The sequence below is a fragment of the Mediterraneibacter hominis genome, assembly GCF_014287475.1.
GTDB lineage: Bacteria > Bacillota > Clostridia > Lachnospirales > Lachnospiraceae > Mediterraneibacter > Mediterraneibacter hominis.
This window is the reverse complement of record NZ_JACOPF010000005.1, coordinates 126,152-149,158: the sequence shown is the minus strand read 5'-3', so window position 1 is coordinate 149,158 and position 23,007 is coordinate 126,152. Positions and strand designations below refer to the sequence as shown.

Genomic DNA, 23,007 nt, shown 5'->3' with positions numbered 1-23,007 from the left:
GCGAAGAATTCCGCGGTACCACCTTCATTTATATGCTTACAGATAATGACATGTGCTCATAAAATCTTCTTTGCCTGTACATTTACCTGTTCATACATCTCTTAGTCCTGTAACGTAGACTGCCAACGTGATTTCTTACTGATAGTTTTAAACAAAATGATAAACTATGCTGTCGATTCAGAAATCCGGTTCAGAAGCTACTTTCCATCATCCTTTTTCTTAAACTGCCTTCCAGCCTGCGGACAGTCCTCTCTGTAAGAAGTAATGCTGTACTCTTCTTCTTCAGCACCTTTATATTTTAACAAATTGTTAAGTAATAATTAACTAATGCTTATCATATCTTTCCAGCGCTGATTTGTCAAGAAGTTTAGACAATCTTAAGAAAAAGCAAATGAAAATAGAAGCTTTCATCTATTCTATATTTTTCATCTTATTGATCATATCTACAATCGAATATCCATAATTTTCTGCTGTAGCCCATCCGGCGCCTTCTGGATTCTCTTTTTGTCCCAGCCATTCTACATACGGCGCTGAACCTTTTTTAACATATTCATATCGGTCGTCTACACAGACTTGCGCCAGTGCGTCCTCTGTAGCATATGCCTTTAAATGCTGTATCTGCGCTCGTATCCCTGTTCTTACATCTGGATACGAGTTTCCAGGAACTCCCCCTCCGGTTGTTCCAAGTCCTGCAAAATTAAACTGTTCAATAGAAGCATCCCCTCCATACTGGAGCCATCCCGTTTCTTTCATCGTCTGTACAAACGCCACCTCTGGCCGCACACCTTCCGCGACCGCTTCGTCATAATACATCTGACAGAATGTTTCAATGCTGTCTGCGCCGCCTTTTCCAAGTGCTTCTGACGGATATTCCTCTCCGGACTCTTCAAAAAAAGAAATCATCTGTTCCACAGTAACCGAACTCTCTCCCATAATTGGGTACTGTCCGTCCGCAATTACTTCCTCCGTCTCCTGGGCTGCATTTTCCTCTGCTTTATCTTTTTTCTCTGCTTCCGAACCCTTTTCCTTCGCGTCCGCTCCCTTTTCTTGCTCCACCTTTGTCTTTGCACTTACCGATTTTTCCTCTATATCTTTTGCAAATATTCCTCTCGCCCCCGCCAAACCAAGAGTGAGAACTAAAAGCAAAGCAAGTCCTGCTTCCAACCAAAATTTTAATTTTTCGTTATTCCATTTATTCATAATTTTACTTCCACTCCCCGCCAACCTGCAAAGTCGCTTAGATTTACTGGCCTCTAAGCTCCATTAGAGCTTCCTATTATATACTATATTCCCCTCCCCGTCCAGCCATGCAATAAAGAAATAAATATAAATTTAACGAAGCAACAAGCAGTGCGAAAAGAATAGGAAGACTCTGTGTCATGCTTGCATGTAAGCAGAGGTCTTCCTGTTTCTTTTCATTCGGCGACTGCCGATAGCGAAATGAAGCGTATACCAAATTGAGCTGGCACTGCTTATCTGACACAGTGTTTTTGGCTGTCACTTTCAGTCAGAAGTTTTTCTCCCTCCATTCGGAAGGCACTTTGTTAGTTAAATTTCATTAAAAAGAAATCGACTTCACGCTGCCACGAGTTTCCAACCAGAAAAGTTTATTTACTTCCGATTGGAAATGTGTAGCAGCGTGAAGCCGGCTTTTTCCGTCTGGAACTATAAACTTAAGCTGGCGAAAGTGTGAGTGTGAAAGAGATGCTTTGCGCGAGTGAGGAATTTCGGCGAAGCCCTGACGAACGATGTAAAGCATCTCTTTCACACGTCCCTTTCATCACTTAAGTTTTATAGTCTTCTAATCTAAATGGAATACTTCTTGCAGGTCTATGCACACCGGGCTGTTATCTGGATTTGTTTCCATAATATCTGCCATGAAATCCCACCATTTACGGTTGATCGCAGTGTCAGCACTTTTATCCCATTTTTCCAGATCTTCTACTTCAATATATCCATACAAAACCAATGTTTCTTTATCTAGAAATATTGTATAATTTCTGCCGCCGTATTCGTGGATCATATCTTTCATTTCCTGCCAAAGTTCATTGTGGCGTTTTTCATACTCCTTTTCCATACCCGGATAAAGTTTCATTTTAAATCCTTTTCTTACCATAATCGTATCCTCCTACTCCTTGTATATTTCTGGTTTTCCGGCAGTAAACATGCACTGCCAGAAAGAGCAGACCAAAACACGGTCTGCTCTTTCTTAGGTTTTCACCTACATTACTCAATATATTTTAATATACATCTTTCCATTCGTCAATGTTGGATGGTTCAAATTTGAACGGAGGTCCAAGAATGATTTCTGTTCCGCCATCGCCAGCGTCTGTAATTGTATATTCTCCCATGTCGCCAGCTGTAAATGTTTCGCCTTCTGCTCCTGTAATGTCGCCATTAACAAGTGCTATAGATGTATAAGCGCCAAGGCGGCCTACATCGATTGGGTTCCACAGATACATATACGGGCAAGAATGAGCATCATCATCGCCAATATATTCTGCCATTTCTGAAGGAAGTCCAAGCCCTGTCAGTTTTACGTCAGAGCCTTCATCCTGAAGAACCTTTGCTGCTGCGTTAATACCAACTGTTGTAGGAGCACAGATCAGTTTCAAATCCGGATATTTCTGTAACAGTGCCAATGTCTGGTCTGTAGATTTCTGTGGCTCGTCATCACCATAGGCAACTTCTACAAGCTCCAGTTTGGAATACTTCTCATCTGTCATAACTTCTTTCATAGCTTCAATCCAAGCATTCTGGTTTGCTGCCTGAGATGTAGCAGACAGAATCGCCCACTGTCCTTCTCCACCTGTAATGTCTAATACAGCATCCATCAACGCCTGTCCGATTTCTTTTGTACCAGCCTGGTTAACGAATGTCATACGGCTGTCTGCATTTACCTTAGAATCAAGGCAGGATACTTTAATACCAGCATCCATAGCTTCTTCCAAAGCTGCCTGTAATGCATTTTCATCATTCGCTGCAATAGCAATAGAATCAACACCTTGAGAAATCAAAGACTGAATAACAGATACCTGAGCATCAGCTGTTGCTGCTTCAGGGTGCTTTACGATGCACTCTCCGCCCTCTGCTTCGATTACTTCCTGGAATCCTTCTGCCTCTTTCTCATTATAAGGATTACCAGCAGCTTTTGTTACGATCGCGTATGTTTTCTTTCCGGAATCGTCAGATTTTGCTGCTTCGCCATCTTTGGAATCTCCGCCTGAGCTTCCACAGCCGGCCGCCAGTGTTGCTACCATTGCTGTACACAACAGAGCACTTAATACTTTTTTCTTCATAGGTTTCTTTCCTCCCTTTCTGGAATTTTTTATATCAAACACACCCCTATTTTGTGCGCTTGGTACCTTATTTTGTATTTGCAGCTTTCTTCTTTACTTTCAATTCTCCTGCAATATTCGGAAGCAGTACCGCAAGAATCAACAAGGCTCCCAAAATAACCAGAATCAACTGTGGATTCATGTTAATCTGTCCAAGCCCGATTCTGAGCATGATAATTACAAATGCAGAGATAATTCCTCCTGCCAGGCGTCCTTTACCACCTGCTGTAGAAATGCCGCCGAATACCGCCATCGCGATTGCATCCATTTCAAACCCATTACCTGTTGTTGTATTTGCTCCGTACAATACAGAAGTTAAGAACAATGCTGCAAGACCGGACATAAATCCTAATGCAGTATAAATAATCAGGCGAATTCTCTGCACTGGAATTCCTGCATAATACGCGGCAAGTCTGTTAGAGCCAATTGCATATACACTTCTTCCAAATGTTGTCTTAGCAAGTACTACTGCAAATATCACCGCCAAAATTACTACCAAGAAGAAAATATATGGTATAATGCCTACCTTTCCTGCTATCATACGGAACCCATCTGTATTTGTCAGAGAAACAGAACCACCACTTCCAAGAGAAATCTCCGCAATTCCACGGAATATAATCTGTGTTGCCAGTGTTACAATCATTGGCGGAAGTTCTGTAAAATTTGTAAGTACAAGTCCGTTAATCAGACCGCACGCTGTTCCAACCAAGAGACATACAAGCACGACTGCTATAAACGGCAGCTCCTTATTACATGCCATACAAGTCATTGTTGCGGAAAGGCACACTGTAGCGCCTACGGAAATATCAATCTCACCAAGAATCAATACATATGCCATCGGAAGCATGATAAACGCTTCCGCAAGGTATTTTGGCATTTCTCTTAATACATTTTCTAAATGAAAGTTCGGAGAAATAGACCTGCAAAAAATCACCATCAAGATAAATACTACTACCAGCATTCCTTCCCAGCTCAATATATTCTTTCTAATTGCTTTCTCTGGTACATTTGAAATACTTCTACCGGATTTTCCTGCCATGATTACATCTCCCTTCCTTTCAGATTACTTCTGTCCATCGCTCTTTGTGCAAGTACATTCAGAATAATAACTGCCATAATGATAATACCCTTTACAGTATTCTGTGCTATGGACTCAATTCCTACAAGTGGAAGTGCCTTTGCAATAATCGCAAGAATCAAAGAACCAAGAAATGCTCCAACTACACTCCCGCGTCCTCCCTGCATGCTGACACCACCGATTACACATGCTGCGATAACATCCATTTCTTTTGCATACAGCATATTAGGCTGTGCAGAGGCATAAATGGAAACTGCAAGAGCGCCGCACAATCCGGAAAGTGTTCCCATCACTGTATACACAAGTACGTCAATTCTCTTTGTACTGATACCAGAAATCGCCGCAGCCTCTCTGTTACTTCCTACTGCGTATACTTTTCTTCCAATCTTCGTCCATTTCATTACAATAAAGAAAATCACATAAATGATAATCATTACCCAGATTACATTATTCAGTCCCAATACTTTGCCAAGTGCAAAATCTTTAAACGTCCCCAGATTCTCAGCACTCGCCCATTCACTATTACTGATAACGTAAGCAAGACCTCTGTATATGTACATAAAGCCCATCGTAGCAATAATCGGCAAAACCTTTCCATAAGCAATAACAAGGCCTGTCACACATCCACATACAAGCCCAATGGCAACAGCGATGACAAAAAGAAGTGGTGTACTTGTAACAACTTCATATTTCATTAACATACCTACTATCATACCTGTAAATCCAAGTACAGATGCTACGGAAATATCAATACCTCCAACAAGAAGCACACCCAACATCCCAAGCGCCATAATCATAATTACCACATTGTTTTTCAACATATCTGTGATAGATTTGAAGGTCATAAATGAAGGACTCTTTGCTGTAATTGCTATGCACAGAATAATCAAAACAATCAAAAGGCTGGCTTCGCGGGAACCTGTGATTTTTTTCAAAATAGATTTATTTTCTTTCATCTTTCCCTCTTCCTCCTTACTTTGATTTTTCCATTGCAAGCTCAAGAATTCCTTCCTGAGATGCTTCTTCTCTATTCAATTCACCAGTTACTTTCCCATTACACATAACGACGATCCTGTCGCTCATGCCAAGAATCTCCGGCATTTCAGAAGAAATCAGAATGATTCCATATCCCTGTTTTGCCAAATCTCCCATGATCTGATAGATTTCTGCTTTTGCACCAACATCGACACCCTTAGTTGGTTCGTCCATGATAACAACTTTCATTTCCTGTCCGAGTGCTTTGGCAACTACTACTTTTTGCTGGTTACCACCGGAAAGTGAAGACGCAGGATCAAAAATTGTAACTGCCTTTGTATCTACCTCTTCCAAAAGTTTCTTTGCAATATCCCGTTCTTTCTTATTGTCGTTAAAACCTGCTTTCGCATATTTTCCCATTGTAGGAAGCGTAACATTCTGTCCCAGCCCCCAGCTCAAAATCAATCCTTCTTTTTGCCGATCCTCTGGAAGCAGGATAATTCCTTTGCGCATCGCATCAACTGGTTTTTTGATATGTACTTGTTTTCCTTCCAGATATACTTTACCGCTGTCTGGTTTTGTAATACCACAGACACTTTCTACTACCTCTGTACGTCCAGCTCCTACCAGACCTGTAAGTCCTACGATTTCCCCTGCATGTACATTAAAGGATACATTTTTATAAAATCCGGTTCTGGATAAATCCTCCACGCGAAGCACTTCTGCTCCTATCTGCACATCCGGTTTCGGGAACAAATCACTGATTTCACGACCAACCATCGCTTTAATCAAATCGGCATTTGTAATCCCGTCTACATCGTACGTTCCAATGTACTGTGAGTCTCGGAATACTGTTACTCTGTCTGCCAGACGGTACATATCTTCAAATCGGTGAGAAATGAAGATGATAGACACGCCCTCTTCTTTCAATTTATCTACAATCTTGTATAATTTCTCTGACTCATTCTTTGTCAAAGCTGCTGTCGGCTCATCCAAAATAATAATTTTTGCATTCATGGAAAGTGCTTTTGCTATCTCCACCATCTGCTGATGCGCCACGCTTAAGGCTCCCATCTCATCTGTTGGCTTGAACTCGGCATCCAACTGTGCTAAAAGCTCTGCTGCTCTTTTGTTCATTTCTCTCCACTGAATCATTCCTGACTTTATCACTTCATGTCCCATGAATATGTTTTCAGCTACTGTCAAATCTGGATAAGAAGTCGGATGCTGGTATACGGCTGCAATTCCTGCTGCCTGCGCATCTCTTGGTCCCTTAAAGTCTACTTTTTTGCCCTCCAGGAACATCTCTCCTTCTTCTGCTTTATGTACACCGGTAATAACCTTGATAAATGTAGATTTTCCTGCTCCGTTCTCGCCCATCAGCGCGTGAACTTCGCCCGGTTTAAGCTGGAAGTGCACATTGTCCAATGCTTTTACACCTGGAAATATTTTCGTGATACCCTTTAATTCCAAAATATAATCAGACACGGTTTTCTCCTCCCTTTTGTTTATGTATATAGTTTACCATTGGTCTTTTTTTTCTAAAATAGCAAAATATTTCGATTCCGGGTAATTTATTTTTGATTTTTCCAATTTATTTACATATTGCAATTTATTCTAATTTTGATAGAATGAAAAAAGATACTTGTTTTTGCTTCTATATATAATAGGAAGAAACTGTTTTAGGAGAACCGTTTTATGAAATTATTGATCGCAGATGACGAGGAATTAACCAGAGAGGGACTTATCTCTTCTATAGACTGGGATGCTCTGGGTGTAGAACAAATTTTTCAGGCAGACGACGGGTTAAAGGCATTGCAGATTGCCACTGTCCACAAGCCGGACATTATTCTCTCTGATATCCGTATGCCCCGCCTGTCTGGCATTGAAATGGCGGAAGAGGTGGAAAAAGTTCTGCCCGATACCAGCCTGATTTTTATGAGCGGATATTCTGACAAAGAATATTTAAAGGCTGCCATAAAATTAAAAGCAGTAAACTATGTAGAAAAGCCGTTGAATCCTGATGAAATTAAAGAAGCTGTCCAAGAAGCCTGCAAGCAGCGCCAGGAAAAATTAAGAACCAGACAAAATGAAGCCCTTTATTCTCTGGAAACTTTCTCGCATCTTGCATTTTTACTTACCAGACCCTATAAAGACAATGAATCGGAAATCCTTTCTCTGGCAGATGAACTTTCTCTGCGCTTGAAACCCGGCTGCAGTTTTACTACCTATATTATTAAGACCAAGTCTACAGATATAGCTTCTGGAATTTTAAAAGAGCTGCGCGAAGATTTAGATGATTTTTTACATCATTATCATCTTTGCGCATTTTATATAAGAATGCATGCAGTTCATCATGTATTTCATATCAAGGGTGAAGCCGCACCTTCCGCTACTGCTTTTGCCGCTGTAGAAAGCTACATGAAGCAAAAATTTTCTGAATTCGGCAGTTTCTTTATTGTAAAAGGAGAAACTGTCACAGGCATCTCCCGAGTATACCAATCTTACACCAGTGCAGTAATTACCCTGCAAAGTAGCTTTTTCTTCTCCTCCGGAACCATATTAAAAGCACGAAAAAAGGAAGATCTTTCACCGGAAAATACAAAAAACATGCTTTCTCCAGAATTTATACAGTCTTTTTCAGAGCTCCTTCTTTCAAAAGACAAGACCGCATGTACTGCTCTGTTGGACCAACTATATCATCTTTACTATCAGAATTTGAGCATACTGCCTAATCAGGTAAAGGATACATATTATAAGCTTTTTATGATTTTAAATGACTGCCGTCAAAAAATGAAGCTATCTTCTGCACGTAAAAATGCTGGTGCAGAACAAAGTATTCTAACCTATCTGGAAGGGTGTTTTTCATATCAGGAGCTCCATCAAAATCTTCAGGATACATTAGAAGAGTATTTTCACTCTGTCAATACCTATGAACCGGAGGATTCTACTATTTTTCTGATTAAAGACTACATTAGTAAACATTATGCAAAGGAAAGCCTTTCTATCAAAGAGATAGGAGATCATGTTTTTTTATCTGCCTCTTATGTCTGTACGTATTTTAAGACACAGACTGGTCAGACTTTAAATCAGTATCTTACTGAATACCGGATGGAAAAGGCAATGCAGCTTTTGGGTGATTCCCGCTATCAGATTGCGGATATTTCTTCAAAAGTAGGTTACAGCAATGGCAATTATTTCAGTAAGAGTTTTAAAAAATTTACAGGGTTGTCCCCTTCAAAATACAGGGAGAAAATACTTGGATGAAAACAAAGCAACGACGAATCATCAAATTTTATAAAAATTTACGTTTACAGTCTAAACTTACTATCACACATCTCGTAATCGTAATTCTTCCTATGATTGTACTTGGCATCTTTTCCTACACCCGTATGTATGACATGATTGTTTCAGATACAATCAGAAAGGAGCAGTCTGCCTCTATTCAGACTGCTCCTTTAATTGAAGATACCGTAGATATGATTTTAGACGCACATCAGCAGATTACTGATTTAGAATTTTACCGTATCATCACAGGCTCGTATTCTTCAAATTCTCTGGCTTCTATGCTTTCTTCTTCTGCCAGACAGAACTTTGATAATACAGTGGCACAACTGAAAGCTTCTGATCTCGTTACGGACGTGAGATTCTATCTGGAAGTTCCCAAGGATGAGCCTATTCTTTCCAGAGATCCCAAAAACTCCATTCTGCTTTCTCTGGAAAAAGCACGTGGAACATATTGGTACGGTATTTTTGAAGGTTCCCCTTCTACCTCATCCCTTTTTTGTCCTTCTTTTTATTTAAGTCCTTATGAGATCAGCCATTATGGAGATATGGCATATATCACAGAATCTACAATGATGTATGAAGGAGAAATGCGTTCCTGCTATCTCGCTGTTTACTTTTCTAATGAGCATCTTACAGAGCTGCTGAAAAACAACTTAAATTCCAATGATAATGTGGCTTATATTATTAATGCCCGCGACAGTCTTGTAGCAACTACCAATAGTTCTATGTCCTCCATTTATCATTTTGATTATAATGTTGTTGAAGATTCTTTTATGTCATCCAACAACTTTATTACCAAAAATGTACTGGGTGAAGAAGTATATGCAGGCTTTTACAGTATCAAAAATACAGACTGGTATATGGTTGTAGCCATGCCAGCCACTCCCCTTATCCATAAAAGCCTGGGGATGATTATTGGCTTTTTCCTGATTTACGGCGCCTGCATTGTCGCGGCGTTTTTGATTGCCACACTGCTCTCTCACTCTATATCAAACCGCCTTTCTCTTGTTATCAACCAGATGGCACAGTCCCGTATCGGCCCGCCTGTTGCTCTGCCGGCTCCAGAAACACAGGATGAGATCGGGGATCTGATTGACACTTACAACTATATGTCCCGTGTCATCAATGAGCTTATGGATCGGCAGGCACAGGCGGCAGAGGATTTGCGCGTAGCAGAGTTTAATTCCCTACAGTCCCAGATCAACCCGCATTTTCTTTATAATACAATGGATATGATCAACTGGCTCTCACAGCAGGGGAGAGCAAATGAAGTTACTACGGCAATCCAGAAGCTCTCCCGTTTTTATAAACTGACCTTAAGCCGGAAAAAGAGTTTAAGTACTATCGCTGATGAAGTCGAACACGCCTCTATTTATGTGCAGCTTCAAAATATGCGTTTCCATGATATGATTGACTTTCTCGTTGATATTCCCGATGTGCTGATGGAATACACGATTCCAAAGCTTACTTTCCAGCCAGTTATCGAAAATAGTATATTGCACGGTATTTTAGAAAAAGAAGAAAAACAAGGAACGATTGTTTTGACCGGATGGATAGAGGGCAGCACCATTGTAATTTTGATTTCAGATGATGGCGTTGGAATTCCGAAAGAGCGTCTGGACTCTATATTGACAGGCAGCGGGGCTTCTTCTAAGTCCTCTGGAAGCAATATTGCAATCTATAATACACACAAACGGCTTCAGCTTCTCTACGGGCCTGATTATGGACTTAAGTATTCCAGTACTCCTGGTGAGGGAACGGAAGTAGAGATACGTATTCCTGCGCGTCTTCCTGACGAGGAAAAGGAGACTTCTCCAGCTTCCTCTGCCTCCAGCGTAATAAAAGAAAGTCATTTTATCCAGGCACTTCATCTTCTGTCACGCCCTGATGTTACAATTCAGGAGGTCGCTAAAGAATGTGGATACGACAACCTGCAGCAGTTCTATTCCGAATTCGAGCAACGCTTCGGATATACACCGGAAGAATATCGCACGCATATTATGTAATTGTAAGTAACAGTTCAGGCATACAGTGTGCGGGAAGCATAAAACATGCTTGTATGGTTTTGCGAGCGTACATCTGTATGGTTGAACTGTTACAATTTTAATGAAGCAGCGGCCTTTTCTACTTGTGCCAAGTGCTTCGAATGGTTTACCCCATTATCTGCTTTATATGCCCAAATATATACTCATATATTTGTAAAACTTGTATATGCGCCTATATATCAAAATATGATATAATACGTTTGTAGCGTCAGTGTACAAAAGGGGGGGCAATACGGTCGATGAATGTGATGACTTCCTTATCTAAATTTTTTACTCAAAACAATATTAGAATATGGGCTAATTACATTACGTTAATTTGCTTTGTAATTTCCTTATATATTCTTCGTAACAAAGGAAAAAAAGTTAAATGGATAACACGTTTCATATTTGCAGCACTTTTTGTTATTATAGGCATTTGCGGATTTTATTTATCCTAATAAATCAGTCTGGCGCGTGAAAAATTTTCACGCGCCTCGTTTTTTTAGTCTCTATTTATCCAGAATCACATAAGGTATTTCGAGCAAATCTGCTACTTTTTCGTAAAGACTTGCATTATGTCCTACACTCATAGCAAAATGATGTGTCGGAGATTCTGCAAACCACTCATCCATATAGGTATCTGGATCATGCTTGAATTTTACCGGAGTCTGCGTATTTCCGATGGTCATAATATCTCCGTCTGTAGATTCCGCCTCTGTGATGATAAATTTCAGTTTCCCGTCGATTGTCTGTGTGCACCCTAAATTTGTAATGTTACCTGTACGCACCTTCGCCTCTACGGATACGCCGGTTCCCTGTTTTCCATGATAGAGCCCCATTCCTCTTAAAATCGGTTTTCCTTTTGCAATCTCCAGATGGAATGGCCCGTCATGTCCAAGTAAGATTGTACCGTCCTCATAATCTACTGTAACAATCTCGCAGAAGCTTCCGCCTTTTCCGAGAATATCGCATATTTTCATTGCAAGACATGTTTTCAAATCTCCCTCTCCTGCACACGGAATTCCATCCGCGGTCAACAGAGAATGTCCTACAATAAATCCTCCCTGCACATCTTCATAGTGATTTCCAGGAGCTCCATGATAATAGTAAGTCAGTGCGTCCAAATCGAATTCTTCTACCAATTTTTCCTGTGCCACTGCCACTTTTGCAGACCAGTTCAGCTGTTCATCTGTTGGCTTCTGTGCAAGTGGATCTGCCGCCACATCATCACTGATTAAGAAAAATTCTTCAATCTCTTTACGTTTTTCTTTTATTTCTTCTTCTGTTACGGTCTGCAGATGTCTGTCCAAGTCACACATTTCCAGAACCTGCAGATGTGCTCCTGTCTGTCCCTGGAACATCGTAAAGTCACTGTACATATCCAGCATGCCGCTGTATGTATTTCCAAGGAACCCGAATCTTGCACCGCTTAAATTTCTCTTTACTTTCGCCGCAAGTACCCATTCCTCTATCTTTTTCCATGCACGGATCGCTTCTGGTCTGCTGCATGTCACTTCATCTGTCATAGAAATCTCTGGTGTATAGTCAAGACCCAGCATGCCGTTTACAACCCGATATTTGATTCCTGCTCTGTTAAACGCGTTGGAAATCTCCGGTACAGGGCACGCTCCGCAATGCGCAAGCCACTCTCCTGTGGTCGTCTTTTCATAGTTGATACGCGCTGTCGGCTGCAAATTTAAAACAACGGTCGGAGCTTTACAAATCTGATGAACCGGCAGTACAGACGCACTGGTTACATAGGTAGCTGAATGTGCAAAAATCAAGTCTACATTTTTTTCATTAAAGTATTCGCCTGCCTTCTTTCCTTCCTGTTCACAGTCTACAAGGCCATAGAAAAATACCTCTGCACCAAAGCTCTCTACTTTTTTCGTGATAAACTGTCCATACTCAATCATTCTCTCACGCAGCCCTGGGAACTGTCCCCAATAGTGTTTCAGTCCCATTGAATACACTCCAATTCTTGGTTTCTTTGCTTCTTTTCTTGCTTTCATGGCAATCCCTCCTGATTCTGATTTTACATGTAAGGCAGAAAGAAAAAATATCTTAATCTTGCTTTTTCGCTGCCTCTTGTTCATTTCGTGCCTATCTTTTTCTTGATATTTGCATTATAATCTATTATTATAAAAAATACATCCAAACAAATTGTTCAAAAATAACAGAATCTTGTGGTGATTATATGAAAAAACAAATACAGCTTTTAGAACGCGGCATTCATACTTGGAGTGCTGATTCCGTAAGACTGATACTTACACCGAGTGCTACAGCAAAAAATCTCTATTTTTATACGCAGGAAACCGGATACTTTAAAACCAGTTATCCTTATTTTTCCGAGCGCCAGAATCTGGACTCTTTTCTGATCGTATATACCGTCTCCGGTAAAGGATACCTGGAATACGAAGGACAGACTTACACTTTAACCAAAGGGCAGTGTTTCTATATAAACTGTCAGGAGCATCATCTCTATCGGACAGATAAGAAAGAGGACTGGGAATTTCTCTGGATCCATTTCAATGGAGGAAATGCGCTCGGATATTATAAGGAATATGTAAGAAATGGGTTTCATATTGCAGACTGCCAGGATGATGACTACATAGAAAATACAATCCGGGAGGTTCTTTCCCGACACCAAAAAAAGGACTCAACCACCGAGCCTGTCGTCTCTCACCTGATTGATGGACTTCTCACGAAGCTGTTAGTACAAAATTCAGCCGGAAGCAGTGATGATTTCATCCTTCCAGATTTTATCAGAGAAATTGCAAGAGAGATTGATAAAGATTTTCGAAATCAGCTGTCCCTCTCCTACTTTGAAGAGAATTACCACCGCAGCCGCTTTCATATTGCAAAAGAATTTAAAAAATATATGGGAATCACAGTAAATGAATATTTAATTAACGCCAGAATTTCCTATGCGAAAGAACTGTTGAAATATACAGATATGCCTGTGGGAGAGATTGCTTTTGCCTCTGGAATGAATAATGTCACACACTTTATCAATTTATTTAAAAGCCGGGAAGAAATAACTCCCCTCGCATACCGCAAGGCATGGAGGGGATAAATGCTTTCTATATTTTTCTTGGACCTTTTATTGTTGTTTTATCTTTTCTTCCAGAAGTACTTTCGCCTGTTTTTGGATTTCTTTTGTAATTGCAGGATATGGCCCATACTGAAGCAAATTATACGCTGCGGAAATATTCGCCATCATAGCTGTCCGATATAAAGAATTTCCTTCACACCATGCATACATTGCAGCGGCTGTAGAGCAATTTCCACACCCTGTAGGATCTATGACTTCTCCTACTGTCAGGCTTTTCGCAAATGCTGCCTCTTTGCCGTCGATCATGTAAGATCCCCTGCTTCCCGTCCGGAAAAAGCAGGGAATTCCTAACTCTATTATTTTCTGAACAGCTTCCTCTTCTGTTTCAATCTGAAAAAGGCTTTTTGCTTCCGGATAATTCACAGAGTATATATCTGCTTTTTTTATACATTCTATTACTTTCTGATGTCGGCTTTCTGTCATTGCCGCCGAGGTCGGGATCTCCCACATGATTTTCGCATCTGTTTTACTTCGTATCGCTAGCAGCTCATCCCAGAAGCCACTTGTTTCAGCCGCTTCAATATAAATTCCTTTTGTCCCGGAATCACAGTAGGAAGAAATCACTTCAGCAGAAATTCTATCTAACGCCTCCACCTCTGCTTCTTCTTCCGCCCCATATATAGAATATTCAGAATGAAGCCCTTCTGCTCCGTAGACAAGCTCTGTATATTGTGTATGAGGAAGAATATACTGTAGCCCTTGCAAAGAACATTGATTCGTTTCCATCCATTTTCCATAGAATGTTTCAAAATCTTTTCCAACATTCGATACATACAGAATATCATCTTCCCATATTTTGATCCCTTCCACACAATAAATAGAACCTCCAAGATGCCCTGTGCTCTTGCTGCCATCTGCAAACAAAATATCGTTGACAATGGTAGGCCCTGCTACAATATACTTCATCTTCCTCCCTCTCTTTCATCTTTCCATAGTTCTGCTCTTTGCTTCTTCAAAGCCTGCACCTGGTTTCTACTGTTTTTCAGCTCATGCAGAATCACCAGATCCGGATTTACCTCCTGTATTCTTCCTATTAGACGTCTCATAATAATTCCACTTAGAATACCTTCTGATAAGACTTCATGTGAATCATATTCTTTTAGCACAATCCCTACGCCATATTCTTCCATGTCTTCCCATCTTTCCAGACTTTGAATTATCTCATTATATTTTCCTATAAGTATTCCATTTTTAAAGTATGCTGTCGTTTTCATCCTGCAATCTGAAAGATGAAGAGAACCTGTTTTTCCTATAATGCTTCTATTCAGAAGATTTTTCTCCAACCACTTTTCTACAAATACCTGCTGGATATTTCCATATCTGTCCTCCAAGCCTTTCATTTCTTCTGTCATCTCTTGATATGTAAGGAAGAACTCTGCCCTTTGGTCTTTCTCTGAAAATCCGACTGCGTGGAGTAAGTGATTGACGTCCCATCCTATCCGTACCCGATCAAACGGATCATATAACTGCCGGAACATCTTCTCGAAATCCTCCGCTGTCTGAAGCCCATATTCTAGCCCCCATCCGGCATTTTCTACTTCGATCTGTGGAGAATCTTCTGTCAAAAGTCCCTTTTCCATCAAGCGGTTTATAAGTTCTTGAATCATGTAAATCATCGCTTGAGAGATTTCTTCTCTGGAAATCGTAAATTCCCATTTTCCATCAATAGGCGCATAATCAATCAGATGGAACGTATATGCCTGTGCTTTAAGCACACATGCCATTTCATACTCCTGTATCCATCTTTCAAACATATGATTACCTGTCAAATCTCCATAGTAATCTCTTACCAATTCTAAGCTGCCAAAACGATTCACCAGCTCTGCGAAATGATTCTTCGTAAGAAAGCTGGTTGGATATGCCCAGTAAGAGCAATGAATTCTTTTCACATTCATACTCTGTAGCTTATTTATCAACGCCACTTTCTCCGCATCGTCCGCATAAAGCATTTTATCCCTGGAAATCACGTCATCCATAAATACTTCCATGCCAGCAAGTTTATTTTCCTCGCAGAATTCAAAAAGATTTACATCTTCTAAAAATAACTCTTTCTTATATGTAGAATACTCTTTCCCTTCTTTTATATTAATCCCTGGCTTTTTCAGCACATTCTTCCGTACTTCCTTTACTTCATCCATAAACTCTTTCACATGATTTCCACATATATCTCCAGTGTCTTTATACGTATCTTTAAAATAACTTCCCACAATCGCACCATCTGCATATTCTAACTGTTCTTCTGCATTGCCTGGTGTCATTCCTGCTCCTACAAACAGAGGAAATTCTCCAATCAAATTACGAAATGTACGGATTTTCGATAAGTCAGTTTCTTGTCCTGTTGCATCACCCGTTACGACAATCGCATCACATCTCTTCATTCCTACTGCCAAGTCCTCATCTAAACGCCGCCCTGATCTATAAGGCTGATATTTAAATCTTACGCCTCCGAGCACAAATGCATTGCAGCTTTTCCGTACCTTTTCAATAAAATCTCCAAATTCTTCATCTTCTTCCGGACTTAGATGCCCTGACACCGAATCTAATTGAATAAATTTTGCACGATATTTTTCTGCCAGTTTAAAACCAAGTGCGTCATCATGCAGAAGATTAATCCCATAGCAGATGTCAGGATATGTCTCACTGACATATTTTAAAGCCATCTCTGCCTGTTGTGCTGAACCAAAGTAGTTTTCTACGAGAACACAGTCTGCTCCGTTCTCCAAAAGAGTCTCCAATTCTTTTCTTACTGTTTCCAGTATCTCTTTATCTGAGTCTCCTTTTAAATGGAGCATACCGATAATCGGCTTGTCCGTTCCAAATACTTCCTTTATGTTTTTACTCATTGTCTTCTACCTCTCCATTTTTTTCTTTTGCCTTTGTCCATATGTAATATGCAGGCATTCCTGTTACTACAACTACAGCTGCTGCAATAATACTCTGTACCGCAGACCACATAAATGTAGAAACTACCAAGATTAAACTGGTAAGTATAGAAATAACTGCCATGAACTTCCATGCGGGTGCCTTCCAAAGTGGATTATAGTCCGTTTTTTTGCGATGTACAAAAATAGTAAGGAATGCCATCGTGTTTTTCAGCAGCAAAACTACGGTAAAGTACCCGAGAAGCTCCGAAATATTAGAGGCAAATACCATTAAAATTGCTAACATACACTGCACAATGATCGAAAAATACGGTGTGTTATATTTGGGGTGGACTTTCCCAAAGCTCTTGAAGAACAATCCATCCTTTGCCATCGCATATTCCAGCCTAGGCTGAAACATAATGACAGAGGAGGTTGCCCCTAATACCACTATGATACCAGCAATCGCTATAAAACTACCAGCAAAATCTCCGATTAGAGGAAGGCCGGCAGCCGCATCTGCAAGCGGAGCTGTTGATTCCACCAGTTTGTTAAATGGAATGATTCCTGTAATAACGGTTGTCAAAACTACATATAAAAGAATAATAATCACAACTGAACCAATCAAAGCTCTTGGCATCGTTTTTTTCGGATCTTTTATCTCCCCTGTCATATAGCAGCATGCACTCATTCCATCATAAGACCATGTAGTCGCTGAAATTCCTGCCAATAAAGCCATAATTCCAACCGGAGCTCCAGCTGCAGCCGGTTCTGTAATCAACTCCCCTTTTAAGAAAAAAATTCCCACCCCTATGATAATAATAAATGGTAGAATCTTTACAAACGTTAAGATCGTGTTCATCTTACTTCCTGCCTCTACAGAACGTACATGCATCAGCATAAAGAGCAGGATCACCACTACTGCCAGAAGCTTTACAGCCAATCCATTCATCGGAATTAAAAATGCTGCGTATTGCGCAGTTGCCAAAGCTACCACTGCAATTCCCGGCGGATCATTTGCCCAGAAAGTTGCCCAGCCGGTCAAAAATGCCAGCTTTTTCCAACCTGCATGTTTCACATATACATAATGGCCACCATCTTCCGGATATGCAGTCGCAAGTTCCGCATAAATCAGATTCTGTGGTATAATAATCAGACCGCCTATCGCAAACGCGAGTATTGTAAAAAGTGCAGAGCCAGCCGCACCCGCCACCTCACTGATAGAAGTAAATATACCGGCACCGATTGTCGTACCGATAGATACACCAATAGTTGCCCATAATCCCAGTTTTCGTTTTAACTGATTTGACATATTCATATCCTCCTAGTATAATATGTATGATGTATTTTCTTAGTACATCTGTAACTATATGGATATGTTTATCTTCATTTTTAGGCAGAAAGTAGCAGAGCACGATTTTTATCAAAACCGTGTTTTGTGAAATATCCCACCGGAAGACTATCTGTAAAACAAATGATTGGCGTCGTATGTTTTCATTTAGAAGTCTTCTGGTGTTGGACTTTTATTCTTGCCTCCTTTCTCTAATTTCTTTGTACTTTCTTTTGAAAATAAACAGTATTCCCCTTTTTATATCATAATGTTTTATACTTCAGGTTTATAATGTACAACCAGACGGTTTCTGTCACTTCGCGTATAGGAACGATTAAATTCTATTTCTTTCCCTTTTTCATCATAGCTGGTATATTCAAACATAAGTACCGGCGTATCTCGTCCTATTTTTAACAGTCGTGCTTCCTTCGCCGCCGGCATAGTAATAGAAAGACTCTGCTTCGCTGTTTTGGGAACTACACCGTGGAATTCTAACGTCTCATACAGAGAAAATACCGTCATATCGACCTTTTCTAATTCCGGACATACAGCATATGGAATATATGTCTCTTCGATTGAATACGGCTCATTATTTGTCAAGAATAATCTGCGCAGATAAATCATTGGTTCTTCCTCCTCAATATCAAGAAGGCGCGCATATTTGATTCCCGCGGGACGCACTTCACGAAACAAAAGCTTTCGTCCGGGAAATGCATCCTCTTTCCTCACAGTCTGGGTAAACCCTCCAAGCTCTCCTAGGTTCCTTTCTTTTAATCGTCCTGCTGCAAACAGTCCTTTTCCTTGTATTCGTTTTACCATCCCTTCATTTACCAGTGCGGTAACAGCGTTATGAACCGTAAGCCGGTTAATTCCATATTCTTTCGCCAGTTGAATTTCTGAAGGCATCTCATCTCCTGGCTGATACACACCTTCTTCTATTTGTTCCCGAATCTGTTCTCGGACTTGGATATGTATCGGAGACTGATTATTAATCTGTTTTGTTATCTTTGTCACTCTTATTTCCACTCCCTATTTCAAAACGCTTACAAACTGAATCTTATCTGGCCTTACCATTGCCTGTGTGTAAATAACCGATTCAGTCTTTGTCTTCCCTGTCTTCTGTACAAAAAACAAAGGTGTATTATCGTCTATCTCCAGATATTCTGCTTCTTCTTCCTGAGCACTGGTAATTCCGATTGTTTCACTACCATATTCCAAGTCTATATGATACTGTTTTTGAAAGACCTCATATATCTCTTCCTTGCCCAGGTGTTCGCCGCTGATTTCTGGATATTTTTCTGCGCACAGCCAGCTTGTCTCAAATATAACCGGTATATCCTGCAATATCACGATTGTCTTTGTCTCCCATACAGAACTCCCTGGTAAAATTCCTAAATGTCTCGCAATCTTAGGAACAGCTTCTTCTTTCTTCACTGACAGAATTTCTAGAGCTGGCTGCTGATGCAGTTTACACAAGTGCTGATAAAAAGAATTATACTGGACCAGACAAATTTCTATCTTTTTCTCTGCCACATAATTTCCCATCCCCTGTATACTATACGTCTTTCCCGCATTTTCCAGACATTCAAAAGCATTTCGCAATGTCACTCTATTACATCCAAATATTTCGCATAGTTTTCTTTCTCCTGGAAATTTGTCATGGCTTTTTAAATGATTTTTCAATATATAACATTCTATTTGCTCCATCACTTGATAAAGTGGGCTAATACCATATTTCATCACATTCATCGTTCACTTTCTATATAACTGCTTTAGATTTTGTTCCATATTATATATCTATTTGATTCTTTATACCTATATAGATATTTATTCATTTTTTTATACCACTCATATAGTGATATTAACATGTAAAAAGCTTTCTGTCAATCCATTTATATATATTTTGCATAAAAAAGAGACTACGATAATCATTACCATAGTCTCCTAATTAGCCTAATTGTACTATTTTTCTAAGCAGTCAGCCCTTCTGCCTCAATCACTTTTATCACCTGCTCTACATATTTCTCACAGATTTCATCAGAAGCTGCCTCTACCATTACACGGATAACCGGCTCTGTCCCACTCTCTCTTACAAGGATTCTTCCTTCTGTTCCGAGCGCTGCTGCCACATCATCTACCGCCTTTTGCACGGCCAGATTTTCTCTGGCAGTCTTCTTATCTGTCACGCGCACATTTTTCAGAAGCTGCGGATAAATCTTTACTTCCTCACACAGCTTTGCGAGTGACTGTTTTTTCTCGAGAATCACTTCCATAATCATAAGAGAGGTTAAGATTCCATCACCTGTTCTCGCATGCTTGCTGAAAATAATATGTCCGGACTGTTCTCCGCCCAAAACAAATCCATTCTTCAGCATATTTTCATACACATACTTGTCTCCCACTGCCGTCTGCTCATATTTCATGCCAATCTTTTCGCACGCTTTGTACAATCCCAGATTGGACATAACTGTAGTAACGATCGTGTCCCCTGCCAGACGTCCCTGTTCCATCAGATATTTTCCGCATACATAGAGCACTTTGTCACCGTCTACTACGTTCCCATTTTCATCAACAGCGATACATCTGTCCGCGTCACCGTCATAGGCAAAGCCTACGTCCAGTTTCTTTTCTTTGACATATTCCTGGAGCACTTCAATATGTGTAGAACCACAATTCGTATTGATGTTCATTCCATCCGGATCATTGTTGATAACGTATGTCTTTGCACCCAGAGCGTCAAATACGCTTTTTGCAATACTGAACGCACTTCCATTTGCACAGTCCAACCCAATCCGCATATCTTTAAATGAACGGGTCGCAAGTGAAATCAGATAGCCTGTGTAACGGTTTCTGCCCGCAGCATAGTCGATAGTACGTCCTATTTTTTCTTTTGTTGCCAGAGGAAGCTCTTCTGTCTTACCGTCAATATATGCTTCGATTTTCTCCTCTACCTCTGCCTCCATCTTATGTCCCATCCGGTTAATCACTTTGATCCCATTGTCATAAAATGGATTATGACTCGCTGAAATCATCAGTCCGCAGTCGAAGTCCTCCGACCTTACTACATAGGAAACACTCGGGGTTGTCGTAACATGCAGAAGATATGCGTCTGCACCTGATGCGGTCAGTCCTGCTGCCAATGCATATTCAAACATATAACTGCTTCTTCTCGTATCCTTTCCAATTACGACTCTTGCCTTATGCTCCTGTCCAAAGTACCATCCAAGGTAACGTCCGACCTTAAAAGCATGTTCTACCGTCAATGCTACATTTGCTTCTCCTCTGAAGCCGTCTGTTCCAAAATATTTGCCCATTTTACTTTCCTCTTATCTTCTTTAATCTGTAAAATCTATGCTTCTTAACAGATAAAAATATCTGCATAAGAACAAATACCTGCCTGTATTTAACAAGCAACCACATTTATTATATACTTCTTACAGAAAAGTTACAACTATTTCTTTTTTATTACACTTTTATCCCTTTTTGATTACAATCTGAAATCCTGATTCTATATTTATAAGACTAATCTTCCGCCGCGTTTCTTCTTTTTTCAATAATTGCCCTCGCGACTTTCAAGCCGTTTGCGGAAGCCTGCTGTAGTCCTCTCGTAATAGATGCCCCGTCTCCCATCGCACGCAGCCCGTGTATATTGGTTTCAAACTCTTTGTTTACAAGCACCTTATTGGAATAAAATTTTACCTCGACACCATACAAAAGCGTTTCATCACTTGCAATCCCCGGAGTTACCTTGTCAAGCGCCTGAATCATCTCATCAATCGCAACCATGATCCTATGCGGAAATACTAAAGAAAGATCTCCCGGAACTGCATCCTTCAAGGTCGGTGTAATATTATTTCTATTAAGTCTTTCTTCTGTTGTTCTTCTTCCTCTTCGGAAGTCGCCGTATCTCTGAAGAAGAATTTTCCCATCACACAGCATATTCCCAAGCTGTGCTATATGCTTGCCATATTCAATCGGAGATTTAAATGGCTCTGTAAAATTTTTAGAGACAAGAAGCGCAAAATTTGTATTATTTGTCTTCATGTCTTTCGACTTATAGGCATGCCCGTTTACAACCGCAAGACCATTTTCATAGTACTCTGTGGCCACTTCCCCGGAAGGATTTGTACAGAATACCCGCACCTTGTCATCAAATGTAGGTGTATAGTAGACGAGCTTTGCCTCGTAGAGCTTCTCGTTGAGTTCTTTCATAATCTCGTCTCTTACCTCTACCCGAACGCCTACATCTACCGTTCCATTCTTTGTCTCTATATCATGCGCCTTGCAAATATTCGCAAACCATTCTGAACCTTCTCTGCCTACACCAGATACGATTTCCGGAGCATAATAGGTTTCTCCTTTATCTGTCACTACTCCTTCTGCCTTCTCTTCGTGAATGAGAATATCCGTTACCATTGTACGGAATAAAATCTCCACTCCACTATCCAGAAGGTGCTTTTGCAGCCTGGTATAGATCTTATAGCCCTCTTCTGTCCCCAGATGACGGATGGGACATTCAATCAGCTTTAAATTTGCACGAATCGCCTTGGTTCTGATCTCTGTAATTGCATGCTCATCTTCGATTCCATATACTTTTTTGTCGGCACCAAATTCCAGGTAAATATCATCTGCTTCACGGATCAACTCTGTTGTCTCTTCATATCCTAATATCTCCGGAAGTGTTCCGCCTACATCCGGTGAAAGAGACAGCTTCCCATCCGAAAAAGCTCCGGCCCCTGCGAATCCTGTTGTAATGGAGCATGGCTTACATCCCACACAGACCTTTGTCTTTCTCTTCGGGCATTGCCTGTCCTCAATATTCCGTCCCTTCTCTATCATCAGAACCTTCATGTCCGGACATCTCTTTTTCAGTTCATAGGCGCAGAAGATTCCCGACGGACCTGCGCCGATAATAATCACATCATACTGTTTTTTATCCATACCTTTCTCTTCCTTTCACCAACCAATGGTACTACTTTTTTCATCATACCATACAAA

At 40.5% G+C, this 23,007-nt stretch carries 17 protein-coding genes and 1 other annotated feature (1 of these 18 running past the window's edge); of the genes, 3 read left to right on the top strand and 14 right to left on the bottom strand.

Translation table 11 applies throughout. The features are described from left to right. Positions 1-295 (bottom strand) — a binding site (T-box leader) (it extends 7 nt beyond the left edge of the window). Between the two features lie 116 nt (positions 296-411). From H8S37_RS16535 to H8S37_RS16510, 6 genes are all read right to left on the bottom strand, one after another. Continuing rightward, positions 412-1,200, bottom strand: coding sequence for a glucosaminidase domain-containing protein (locus H8S37_RS16535; RefSeq protein WP_186877169.1), 789 nt, complete (start codon positions 1,198-1,200; stop codon positions 412-414). Positions 1,201-1,801: 601 nt separating this feature from the next. Next, positions 1,802-2,116, bottom strand: a complete 315-nt coding sequence (gene rhaM / locus H8S37_RS16530; protein WP_186877168.1) for an L-rhamnose mutarotase — start codon at positions 2,114-2,116, stop codon at positions 1,802-1,804. Positions 2,117-2,240: 124 nt separating this feature from the next. Continuing rightward, on the bottom strand, positions 2,241-3,299 hold the full coding sequence (locus H8S37_RS16525; RefSeq protein ID WP_186877167.1) for a rhamnose ABC transporter substrate-binding protein: 1,059 nt from the start codon (positions 3,297-3,299) through the stop codon (positions 2,241-2,243). Between the two features lie 67 nt (positions 3,300-3,366). After that, positions 3,367-4,377 (bottom strand): ABC transporter permease, encoded by a 1,011-nt coding sequence (locus tag H8S37_RS16520; RefSeq protein ID WP_186877166.1) that lies wholly within the window; start codon positions 4,375-4,377, stop codon positions 3,367-3,369. Between the two features lie 2 nt (positions 4,378-4,379). Beyond that, positions 4,380-5,372, bottom strand: coding sequence for an ABC transporter permease (locus tag H8S37_RS16515; protein ID WP_186877165.1), 993 nt, complete (start codon positions 5,370-5,372; stop codon positions 4,380-4,382). Between the two features lie 16 nt (positions 5,373-5,388). Next, entirely contained in the window at positions 5,389-6,879 is a 1,491-nt protein-coding gene (locus H8S37_RS16510) for a sugar ABC transporter ATP-binding protein (RefSeq protein ID WP_186877164.1), read from the bottom strand. A gap of 210 nt (positions 6,880-7,089) precedes the next feature. Between H8S37_RS16510 and H8S37_RS16505 the strand changes: the two genes are divergently transcribed. Both H8S37_RS16505 and H8S37_RS16500 read left to right on the top strand, forming a co-directional pair. Beyond that, a complete protein-coding gene (locus tag H8S37_RS16505; protein WP_186877163.1) occupies positions 7,090-8,658 on the top strand; it encodes a response regulator transcription factor in 1,569 nt (522 codons plus the stop codon). Beyond that, on the top strand, positions 8,655-10,685 hold the full coding sequence (locus H8S37_RS16500; protein WP_186877162.1) for a histidine kinase: 2,031 nt from the start codon (positions 8,655-8,657) through the stop codon (positions 10,683-10,685). Before H8S37_RS16505 ends, H8S37_RS16500 begins: the two co-directional genes overlap by 4 nt. Before the next feature lie 527 nt (positions 10,686-11,212). Here the strand turns inward: H8S37_RS16500 and H8S37_RS16495 are convergent. Beyond that, entirely contained in the window at positions 11,213-12,715 is a 1,503-nt protein-coding gene (locus H8S37_RS16495) for an L-fucose/L-arabinose isomerase family protein (RefSeq protein ID WP_186877161.1), read from the bottom strand. A gap of 185 nt (positions 12,716-12,900) precedes the next feature. Between H8S37_RS16495 and H8S37_RS16490 the strand changes: the two genes are divergently transcribed. Further along, positions 12,901-13,779, top strand: a complete 879-nt coding sequence (locus tag H8S37_RS16490) for a helix-turn-helix transcriptional regulator (RefSeq protein WP_186877160.1) — start codon at positions 12,901-12,903, stop codon at positions 13,777-13,779. Between the two features lie 27 nt (positions 13,780-13,806). Here H8S37_RS16490 and H8S37_RS16485 read toward each other — a convergent pair whose 3' ends face one another. The 7 genes from H8S37_RS16485 to H8S37_RS16455 form a co-directional block, all read right to left on the bottom strand. After that, positions 13,807-14,724, bottom strand: coding sequence for a carbohydrate kinase family protein (locus tag H8S37_RS16485; protein ID WP_186877159.1), 918 nt, complete (start codon positions 14,722-14,724; stop codon positions 13,807-13,809). Further along, positions 14,721-16,661 carry a BtpA/SgcQ family protein gene (locus tag H8S37_RS16480; protein WP_186877158.1) on the bottom strand — a complete coding sequence of 647 codons (1,941 nt, stop codon included), beginning with the start codon at positions 16,659-16,661 and terminating at the stop codon, positions 14,721-14,723. The genes H8S37_RS16485 and H8S37_RS16480 overlap by 4 nt, the downstream gene beginning before the upstream one ends. Further along, the gene (locus tag H8S37_RS16475) at positions 16,654-17,991 is read right to left on the bottom strand and encodes an amino acid permease (protein WP_186877157.1); all 1,338 of its coding nucleotides are present in this window, start codon (positions 17,989-17,991) and stop codon (positions 16,654-16,656) included. The genes H8S37_RS16480 and H8S37_RS16475 overlap by 8 nt, the downstream gene beginning before the upstream one ends. 291 nt (positions 17,992-18,282) lie before the next feature. Beyond that, positions 18,283-19,023 carry a GntR family transcriptional regulator gene (locus H8S37_RS16470; RefSeq protein ID WP_186877156.1) on the bottom strand — a complete coding sequence of 247 codons (741 nt, stop codon included), beginning with the start codon at positions 19,021-19,023 and terminating at the stop codon, positions 18,283-18,285. 15 nt (positions 19,024-19,038) lie between these two features. Next, positions 19,039-19,758 (bottom strand): GntR family transcriptional regulator, encoded by a 720-nt coding sequence (locus tag H8S37_RS16465; protein ID WP_186877155.1) that lies wholly within the window; start codon positions 19,756-19,758, stop codon positions 19,039-19,041. A gap of 221 nt (positions 19,759-19,979) precedes the next feature. After that, on the bottom strand, positions 19,980-21,323 hold the full coding sequence (glmM, locus tag H8S37_RS16460; RefSeq protein WP_186877154.1) for a phosphoglucosamine mutase: 1,344 nt from the start codon (positions 21,321-21,323) through the stop codon (positions 19,980-19,982). 208 nt (positions 21,324-21,531) lie between these two features. Next, positions 21,532-22,950, bottom strand: a complete 1,419-nt coding sequence (locus H8S37_RS16455; protein ID WP_186877153.1) for an NAD(P)/FAD-dependent oxidoreductase — start codon at positions 22,948-22,950, stop codon at positions 21,532-21,534. Positions 22,951-23,007: the final 57 nt, after the last annotated feature.